Consider the following 9,938-nt stretch of genomic DNA (forward strand, 5'->3'; position numbering starts at 1 on the left):
CTTTTTCATTCTCTTTATCATACTACTTAATAACTCGTCCAAGCATTTATAACCGAGCATCATCTCAAGTTAATTTAGTCGTAATAAGTTGGCCACCCTCATTAATCGTTACTTTCCATTTCGCTCCACTAGCAGTCTTCATGACGATACCTTTACTTGCTTCTATTTCAATATCTCCAAACATTCTTCCGCCTGTTGTCGCTAACCAAGCATTCCCATTCTCCATAGAAGACCTCGCAAACATACGATTAATCCGAAAACGTTTATGGTCTTGAACGTAACCACTGAGTGTAATTCTTACTTTATATAGTTGACTCGCCTTCATATTCGATATAATTGTATCGCCTACATTTAATGGAACATCCAATGCAACAACCCAATTTCCAGTTGCACTTAATGCATACTCAATTTTAATTTTCTTCGGGCTCTCTCCCCATCCAAAATACATGCCAAAACAATTCAACATTTGGATTGGATTTTTCGTAAAATCTAATTCAATCACGACTGGATTACTATCTGGAACATCGATATAGTTTACACTTTGTTCATCTATTAAATTAAAACAATTTGCAAGATTCCCCCCGTAAGGTAATTTCCCACTTGCTTGCTTAACAGTATACTTCTGCTGAGCATTTACTAATATATCATCTTGGTTCCCTATTAAATGTGGTTTATTTAACGTAATTGGCAACTGAACCCGAAGAGATTCTTCATAGGTAGACTTACAAACATTGTATTGTCCTTTATCGACAATAGTTGTGGAAAGTAAATTCGAAAAAAGGTAGTTACGATGCGAATTAGAAGAAAATTCAATGACAATCGGTTCGCTACCCATCCGGTACGTATCCCAAATCATACAATCAAATGTATTATAAGCACCCGTACAACGAATTACTTTTTTCGTTTGCTGTCTACACTGTACTTGAATATCATGAAATGTATTGCCTGAACTTTCATTTGGCAAATCACTATTTCCCTCTACTTCAATCCCATACTGACATCCATCAATAAATATAGATTGAAATACATTTGCGTTAATCCAGCAAGGTGTATTTATATCCTCTATAAATTCTGTCTTTAAATCTATTGCAGTTTGAAAGTTTTTAATTTGAATAAAGTTGACTTGAAAAAAACTAATATAGTCCCATGCTTTTTGACAATAAAAGTGTATAGCCTTTCCTTTATATGACGACGTTGCATTTATTATATTTATATTTGATATAAGAGAGTGATTAGGAACTTCTATTTGTTGTGAACCGGAAACATAAATAACTGCAGATTGAAACAGTGGATTTATAACTTGAACTGTACCACCTGTTATAGACGCATTTTGTTGCAATTCGAACGCATTAAAATCTCCATCGATTTGTAGTGTTACAGTAGGATCTAGCTCTAACCTTACATTTGATTTAACAACAACCGGTTTTACAATTTTGTACGTATTTACCCCTGTAATTCTAACCGTCGAAATTCGATTCGCTACACAATAATTTATAGCTTGCTGAATTGCTAATGAACTATCATTTCCCGAGTTTGGAACTGCTCCAAAACAATCAATATGAACGCTATTTTCTGGTGCACAATCTTCTTGGGAAGAAATATATTCTGACAAAATAAATTCACTCCTCATATTACCTTTTTCATATAATATGTGAGTTTTATCTTAAAAGTTTCTATAATAAAAAAAACAAACGACTTCTACAGTCATTTGTTTAATTCATATAAATCTTTCGTTTCTTCTATCATTTTCGTTAACGAGAAATATCTCTCTGCTTTCTCTCGTGCCTTCAGTCTCATACCATTCACCTTTTCTTCATTCTCTTGTAATTCCTCAAGCGCCTTTGTAAATTCGAATTCGCAATATTCAGATATCAAAACACCTGATTCTCCATCTATTACCGCTTCATTTATTCCGCCGACATCTATTGAAATAATTGGTGTCCCTGTGGCCATCGCTTCAATTACCACCATCGGAAACACTTCACGAAAAGATAATAAAAGTAGGGCATCCATATTCCCTATAAATCTATGTGGTTCCGAAATATTCCCTAACATCTTTACATTTTGCTGCAATCCATACTTTTCTATTTCTTTCATAATAGACTCTTTCTCTGGTCCATCACCAGCAATATAAAACTTAAAATCATCTCTCTTTTTCAACACATTTGCAATTTTTACAAATAGTTGATGGTTTTTTTCTTTGGATAATCTGGCTAATATCCCTACATGATAAGTAGATTCTGTCTTTTTCTGCCGGAATAAAAACTTTTCAATATCCACACCGTTATAAATCGTCTTTATTTTTTCTGCAGCTACATGCATTGAAATTAAATTATTTTTTTCAAACTCACTTACTGTAATAATATTGTTCACATATTTATTCATGAAATACCGAAAAAGAATTGGCATTTTCTTTTCTAATATCGTTACATTATGTTTCGTATACACGACTTTTATCTTTTTTTTCATAAACTTTTGAAGTAGAAATGAATATAAAACCATTCGTAAACTATTTGCATGAATAATTTCTATCTTTCGATCACATATTTCTCTTCGCAAATAATAAATATTTCTCAAATGATTCCATCGACTAAGCAACATGAAATTTTCTTTTCTAGTAAGAGATTCATATAGTTCTCCATCACCTGCAGCTGTATAAACTGTAAAGTTCTCATCACGCAAATTGCTTTCCAATTTACAGAAATAACTTTCAGCTCCTCCAGTTATCAATTTGTCTGTCATCAACAATATATTCATAATTGCGTCTTCCCAACTACATTGATTTTATTTTTTCTATAGGCATGAAAAGCATACTTACTAAAATAGTAAAAAATTTGCACTGCATTCAATCGTTTTTGTTCCTTTAATAATTTCCAATACCGAAAAGCCGCTCTCATTTTATTTCTCGAAACAGAATTTGCTACAATTCTATACTTCGCTAACACTTGCTGTATTCCTTTCGCTTCATGCCCTTCATATAATAAGTTTAGCCATAGCGCTGTATCTTCCGGCTGCACATTAGGCATTTCAATATGGGAAATTTTTTCCCGATCAATCATTACTGTTAAACAACCGATAATTGTATTTCCTGCCAAACGATGATAGTCAACAGATTTTGGTACATTCACTTCTCGATTTAGTTCATTACCGTTTTCATCGATTAAACTATACGATGCATATGAAAAGGCCACATTCATTTCTTCCATAAATAACAATTGCATCTTCAATTTATTTGGCAACCATATATCATCGCTATCTAAAAAAGCAATATATCTTCCTCTCGCCTCTTCAATCGCTAAATTCCGAGCTTTCGCAGCACCAACATTTTCTTTTAATGATATTAGCCTAATACGTGAGTCCCCTTCTATTATCTCTTTAATTTTTGCAGCAGATTGGTCAGTTGAAGCGTCATCAACGATAATCATTTCCCAATTTTCATATGATTGATTTTGTACTGATAAAATCGTCTCACCTATAAATCGTATACTATTATAAGAAGGTGTTATTACAGAAACATGAGGCGCCTTATTATGTGCTGATAGACATTTTAACATCTACCTTTCCCCTTCCTTCATATATTGAAGTGTACTTCACAACCATTGCTAAAAATAAAAAGAACGCTTCGTTAATAATGAGTGACAATGACATCATCTGAAATAAAAATCCAATCATAGTCAATAAAAGATACGGTTTTTCACGAAACAGAGTATACTGCGTTAATTTAAACATTAATATACATAAAAAAGCGCTATATAAAAGAAAACCAATTGTACCCGATTCAGACAAAATTTCTAAAAATGTATTGTGCACATATAATTTTTCATTAAATTGAAAATCATAATAATTCGAAAAATTAAACGCACCAATTCCGATATATGGATTGGATACATAATATTTAAAAGCAGCTTCCCATAATGTAAATCTTCCACTTCCATTATCATGCGAAAAATCAGAAATTCGTTTATTCAATATGTCATCCAATTGGCCACCCATTACACTATTCGATAAACTGAAGATCACTACACCAAACAATAGTAAACACATTATTATTTTTATTTTTTTTGCAAAACTAGATGTACATACATATACAAAAACGACGAGCACAAGTGCTAATATCCCTCCCCTTGAGAAAGTTAATAAACTTGTCGTAACACATAAAATCAATCCTAAAATGTTCGTCATATTATGTAGGTTTGTCATATAATACATAAAAAATATTGTATTATAAAAAATAAAAATGTTAGGATCATCTAGCAAACCAATTAACCTTGGATATCCTCTATCAACTAATAGTCCGGCAAAAATTTCTCTTTCTTCACCACCGTACAATCCAAAGTGCTGTAAACCGACTATATACAGTATTAGACTTACAATATTAAATATAATTCCTACATATACAATAGATGATTCAAGTGTTGCTATTTCAACATTTCCTACTAAATTTCTCATTATAAAATAACACCCTAAAACAAGTAACACACCAAAAATCATACGAATACTAGCATGTAAATATATAGAAAGAATTCCACTGAAACAATAAATGAAATAAAATAGTAAAAATACAACTTCATGAAAATATAGCTTTTGAATATGAAAGTTTTTAACTGTTAAACAAAAATATATGACTAAAAAAATCATATATATCTTCAGCGAAAATCCAATATATATATTGTATTTACTTAACATGACAAATAATATTAAGAGCATAATCCATTTCATCGATATTTTCATATTATTTTCCATAGGCTATATCCCCTGTTTCGTAATATAATCCTTTTTACGTGTTTTTGTTATAAACGAAAGAAGAAGTTTTTTCAGCTCATAGTCATATAGGAATATACCCACTACTACGATTAACGCATTAAGAACGAGCGCAATGAAATGATATGTATGCAATATATATTGCACCCCAATAAAAGTTACGCCAAAATAAATTGTATAAGGTATGACAATTTGAAATACAATTTTCCCCTTCACTACACTTACTGCTATATACCCAACTAAAGCTATAATTTCAAATAAAACCATAGCATAAGCCGCTCCTATCACTCCACCAATGCTACTAAAGCTATAAAGCATAATCCCACCTATCACTAATGCTATACATTGCACAACCGTTCTTTTATTTTGACGTCCACTCGTTGTTAAACCATCAGCTATAGCAATATTTAAACTTTGCAGTACAATGAGAAATGATAATATTTGGAGTGGCTCTACTGCATTTTTCCATTCCTCATGAAAAAATATAGAAATAAAGTAAGGTGCTAAATGATATAAACCGAGCGTCATACATATTCCCTCGATCGCCATTAATTTTATTTGAAGTAAGTTTAATTTCGTATGCTCTTCTAATTTATTCTGATTATAATGCTTAAAGAGCACTGGATAAAACGCCCCTGCAATCACCCCTGGTACTTGATATAAAGCGGCTGGCATCCGATACGCCACCGCGAAAACACCTAACATACTTAATGGCAATGTATAGTTAAGTAAGATAGGTGCTAATTGTGGCGTACTCATTATTAAAAAACCACTAATAATAAAAGGTGTCACTTGCCAAAACAACGCTTTATGAATTACAACTTTCATATTCACATTCGTCTTTCTTTTCATTACATATATGCTGCATATACCACCAATCATATAACCAAATCCATATAAACACGCAGTTATATAAACTGGTAACTCTCCGAAAATACAAAAACATGTAATGATAATGACAACTGCCGCTGATACAACTTTAATAAGTGCTATATACTTCATACGCTCCGTTAGCTGAAAGTAGGCAATCCCTATATTTTGCCAAGTTAATCCTATTAACATGAAAAACATTACATTTATCATCATATAAATCAAATTTCTATCCGCATACATATAATGAATAGCAATATAGCCGATTATAGAAATAAAAATAAGTAGAATCATCCTTACCTTTATATACGACGATAAAATCATCTCTAAGTCTATTCCATCTTTTGCCCCTTCTCGAAGAAACGTATTCGTAAGTCCTAAATCTGTAAAAAATAACATAACAAACGTCACTGCTATAGCAACACTAAACATCCCATAATTTTGTGCATTAAAAAAATTCGCTAAAGCAATTAAACTCAAAGCCTGAAGAAGGTTAGCTAAAATCGTGCTATAAAATAGATGGATAATATTATTTAAAATAGATCTACCCATACCTGTTCTCCTTTGCAAGCAACCTACTTACATATATTTATCTTGCACCATTACCATTCAATACGATTAAAACAGTTTTACATAAAATATGAATGTCCATCTTAATCGTTTTCATTTCAATATACTCCATGTCCCATTTCAACTTTTCTTTCGGATCAAGATCATACCCACCATTTATTTGTGCCCATCCTGTTAACCCTGGCTTCACAATTAAACGTTCCTTGAATTCCGGAATATAGGTATCAAATTGTTTATAAAAATACTCTCTCTCTGGCCTAGGTCCAACAAAAGACATATCGCCTTTTAAAATATTGAAAAGTTGCGGCAATTCATCAATTCTCGTTTTTCTTATAAATGATCCAACTTTAGTAATTCTTGGATCATTTTCATCTGCCCATTGCGGTCCATTTATTTCAGCATCTTTTACCATCGACCTTAATTTAAATACATTAAATTTCTTCCCATTCATCCCTAAACGTTCTTGAAAATAAATTGGAGCTCCTGCTGTTTCGAAAGCAATTATAATACAAAAAAACAATATAATTGGCAGCGTTACTAGTAACAATATGAGTGAAAATATAATATCAAACAAGCGCTTTATACTTCGATTCAAAATACTGGTCTTTTCTTGGGCCGGAATCGTATACAACTTGGCTTGATTTGTTTCACGAATCATAGATCGTTACCCCCACATTCAAGAATATAAAACTATACCTATTAATTCACATTCTTTCTTCTCTATATTTGCTATCACTTTTTGCACAGTACGTAGGGAATCTTTTCTCTTTTTAACCGCTAAGACCACTCCATCGCATTTCCCTGCAATCATGTGCGTAGCAGGAAGCTCAAATACTTCAGAGGAATACAAGAAAATGTAATCAAAATCTTCCTTCCATTTTGCAATTACATAATCAAATTCATCTGTAGCAACTAAAGGTGTACCGGTGTGTACTGTTTTTTTTGCAGGAATACAATATAAGTATTTAGATAAGTTACTAGAGAAAGTTTCATAACTACAGGAGGAATCGCTTATTATATCATTCACTGTTTTCGTATGGTTGCTTTGTAATAGTAGATGTAGCTTAGGATCGGAAAAATTCACATCGATAAGTAACACCTTTTTTTTCATTTCTGCAAATACTAGCCCTATATTGACTATAAGCGAGGCAACAACGCCTCTATCCTTCGTTGAACTAATTGTGAACACTTGTTTCCCCGATTTTTTCAACTCGTGATACAGCGTATAAAACTGCTCTTTCATTAAAGCATCATGCGGATCAAATGGAAGCTGTTTCTTTGTCTTAAACATCGACATGTTCACCTCGATATATAGATGATTGCGGATCAACTTCTGTAGATTTCTTTTTTCTTTTCGGTTTCATATTTATGTAACCAATAACAGGGATTATTGTTATTTTCTCCAAATCTTGTTCCACGTATATACGCTCATCAAAATAATCTCGAAATACAGCTAAACCTACCCCAACAAAAAAACTAACAAGTAAAGAGATAGGGATAATAAGTTGAAATTTCGGAAACAGTTTTTCAGCTTTTTCCTGTAACTCAGGGTCAGTTAATATTTTTACTCCCTGTACATTCGTATACTGCTGAAAGCTTTTTTGAGATTGTTCTGCCAGTGACTTTACAATTTCTTTTACAATTTTAGGATCCGAATCTTTTACTGTAACAGTAACAATTTGTGAATTGTCCATATTCACTACTGAAATCTTTTGAGCTAATTCGTAACTTGATTGCTCTAATTTCAAAGTTTTTTTGACGGTTGAAATAATAAGTGGACTTTTTAAAATATCAACATACGAAGTTACGAGTTGCTTATTTTCCTGTGTTTTATTTGCTGAATTTTCCTTATTAAACTCATCTAAATTCCCAACGAGAATTTGTGTTGAATATTGATATGAAGGCTTTAATACGTACATAGAGATAAGAATTAGAGAAACAGTTAAACAGCACATCGTCAAAATAATTGTTACTATCCTTCTTTTCAATAACTGTTGAAAATCCTTCATACTAATTTCTTGCTTCAATTATTTCACCGCCTTTGTCTGATTCATATTCTGCACATCATTCTTTACAGATAACCCTTTCTTCTTTCTATTCGCTTGCTTTGTTACATACTTTCCGACTCTGAATGCAAATTTTTCTACAAATATATACGAAAGCATTGCAAGTATAAATGAAAAAACGAGTGAAAAAATTAAAATGATAGGCAACGGTAATATTTCATGGAGCATGTATATAAGGGAAAATAACGATATGATATGATATAAATAAAGACTGTAAGAAATCTTCCCCAAATATAACAAGTATTTATTACGCAACAAGGATGACAAAGTTGATACTGACAAACTTAATATGACAAATAAACATGTACTTATCGCTACTATGTAGTCTCGAAATATAAAATTATTGAGCACTTTAATTTCTCCGATAAGCCCTTCATACATATAAAGTAAAATCGCTAATAAAAACCATGCAATTTTCTCATTTTTAGTACGATTACTATAAAAAACTATTATATTATTTTTATACTTCGCAACTAGTGCTCCTAGTAAAAACAGTACTGTGTAATGCAGGGTTAATGCATAGCTTGTTAATGTTAAACTTGAGTGAAATAATAATAGAATCACAACAGAACATATACTAAAACTAAACAATGTCAATAACGAATCCCTCAACGTTTTTCGTAAACAAACCATCAAAACTAACGGGAAAATTATTGATATTCGCATTTCATGAACAAGTGACCAAATTACGCCGTTATATGCATCTGTATTATATTTCCCAACCAATAATATATGCTGCACGATTAGGCTTAAAGAACTTTCAATCGTCCATGAGCGATTAAACCATTCACTTAAATGAGAAATTCCATATTCACTCATTGTAGTTTGGCATAAAATAGCTATAAGTATTGCTACGATATATGGAATATAAATTCTGCATATACGCTTTAAAAGGAAGGATCCATAACTATCGTAGTTGTTTTGAATGGATCTATACAAAACAAATCCACTCAAAACAAAAAAGATAATAACAGATTCGTTACCACTACTAAAAATTAGACGAGCAGGTGTTTCTTTTAATAGATACATAACAAATGGTTTATTATCTTCATAACTGTAATTTTGAAATACTGAAAAAATCATTAAATGATGACCAATCATTACTACCAATGAGGAAATTCCTCGAATTGAATCCAGTTCTTCATACCTATCCATCGTTTTATATCAACTCCTAATGAAATGATAATAATCATTTCAAAGCGACACCATTATTCATATTCCTCTCCTTTCTTTTCATTCCAATTTTTCATATTAAAATGATTTATAGCGTAATTTTGAATGTATTGTAACATTTTTTGTAATATTATGAACAGTAAATCTTTTTAATTGGTATATACCAATTTCAACCTCGAAAAATGAAAAAAATTGGTAGAAAAACACTATGAAAATATCTTGTATATTTACAAAAATTAAAGAGGGAAATATAGTTATTTCAATATAAAACAAAAAAGATAGCCTTTATCGGCTATCTTTTTTTACCTTATTTAGTTGCTAGAGCCACTATATGCGACATGTCGTTTCTCAATTCGTTCCTCAATTTCTTTCATATTTTCTTTATTATTTAATAGTGATTGTTTATTTTCAATTAATAATTGTTTAAAAGATTTTCTCACTTTTTTTCTCATTTTTTATTGTCCTCCTTGGGGGATGGTTTATATAAAGTGAAACTTT

General features: G+C 31.5%; 10 protein-coding genes. All 10 read right to left on the reverse strand.

From position 1 onward, the window contains the following. Positions 1-64: 64 nt before the first annotated feature. The 10 genes from COL05_RS28335 to COL05_RS28380 all read right to left on the reverse strand — a co-directional run bounded on the left by COL05_RS28335 (position 65) and on the right by COL05_RS28380 (position 9,892). Positions 65-1,612, reverse strand: coding sequence for a glycoside hydrolase family protein (locus COL05_RS28335; protein WP_142337703.1), 1,548 nt, complete (start codon positions 1,610-1,612; stop codon positions 65-67). Between the two features lie 92 nt (positions 1,613-1,704). Next, positions 1,705-2,757, reverse strand: coding sequence for a glycosyltransferase family 4 protein (locus COL05_RS28340; protein ID WP_098671008.1), 1,053 nt, complete (start codon positions 2,755-2,757; stop codon positions 1,705-1,707). Next, positions 2,754-3,554 carry a glycosyltransferase family 2 protein gene (locus COL05_RS28345; protein WP_098671009.1) on the reverse strand — a complete coding sequence of 267 codons (801 nt, stop codon included), beginning with the start codon at positions 3,552-3,554 and terminating at the stop codon, positions 2,754-2,756. Before COL05_RS28345 ends, COL05_RS28340 begins: the two co-directional genes overlap by 4 nt. Continuing rightward, entirely contained in the window at positions 3,529-4,743 is a 1,215-nt protein-coding gene (locus tag COL05_RS28350; RefSeq protein WP_098671010.1) for an O-antigen ligase family protein, read from the reverse strand. The genes COL05_RS28345 and COL05_RS28350 overlap by 26 nt, the downstream gene beginning before the upstream one ends. 3 nt (positions 4,744-4,746) lie before the next feature. Further along, a complete protein-coding gene (locus tag COL05_RS28355; RefSeq protein ID WP_142337704.1) occupies positions 4,747-6,183 on the reverse strand; it encodes an oligosaccharide flippase family protein in 1,437 nt (478 codons plus the stop codon). A 37-nt stretch (positions 6,184-6,220) separates the two neighbouring features. Continuing rightward, the gene (locus tag COL05_RS28360) at positions 6,221-6,859 is read right to left on the reverse strand and encodes a sugar transferase (protein WP_098671012.1); all 639 of its coding nucleotides are present in this window, start codon (positions 6,857-6,859) and stop codon (positions 6,221-6,223) included. An 18-nt stretch (positions 6,860-6,877) separates the two neighbouring features. After that, positions 6,878-7,498 carry a CpsD/CapB family tyrosine-protein kinase gene (locus COL05_RS28365; RefSeq protein WP_142337705.1) on the reverse strand — a complete coding sequence of 207 codons (621 nt, stop codon included), beginning with the start codon at positions 7,496-7,498 and terminating at the stop codon, positions 6,878-6,880. Beyond that, positions 7,485-8,228: a YveK family protein gene (locus COL05_RS28370; protein WP_098671014.1), complete on the reverse strand. Its 744-nt coding sequence runs from the start codon at positions 8,226-8,228 to the stop codon at positions 7,485-7,487. The genes COL05_RS28365 and COL05_RS28370 overlap by 14 nt, the downstream gene beginning before the upstream one ends. Next, a complete protein-coding gene (locus tag COL05_RS28375) occupies positions 8,229-9,422 on the reverse strand; it encodes an acyltransferase family protein (protein WP_098671015.1) in 1,194 nt (397 codons plus the stop codon). A gap of 329 nt (positions 9,423-9,751) precedes the next feature. Next, positions 9,752-9,892 (reverse strand): FbpB family small basic protein, encoded by a 141-nt coding sequence (locus COL05_RS28380; protein ID WP_048527108.1) that lies wholly within the window; start codon positions 9,890-9,892, stop codon positions 9,752-9,754. Positions 9,893-9,938 lie beyond the last annotated feature (46 nt).

Origin of the sequence: Bacillus sp. AFS059628 (assembly GCF_002571225.1) — a bacterium.
Lineage (GTDB): Bacteria > Bacillota > Bacilli > Bacillales > Bacillaceae_G > Bacillus_A.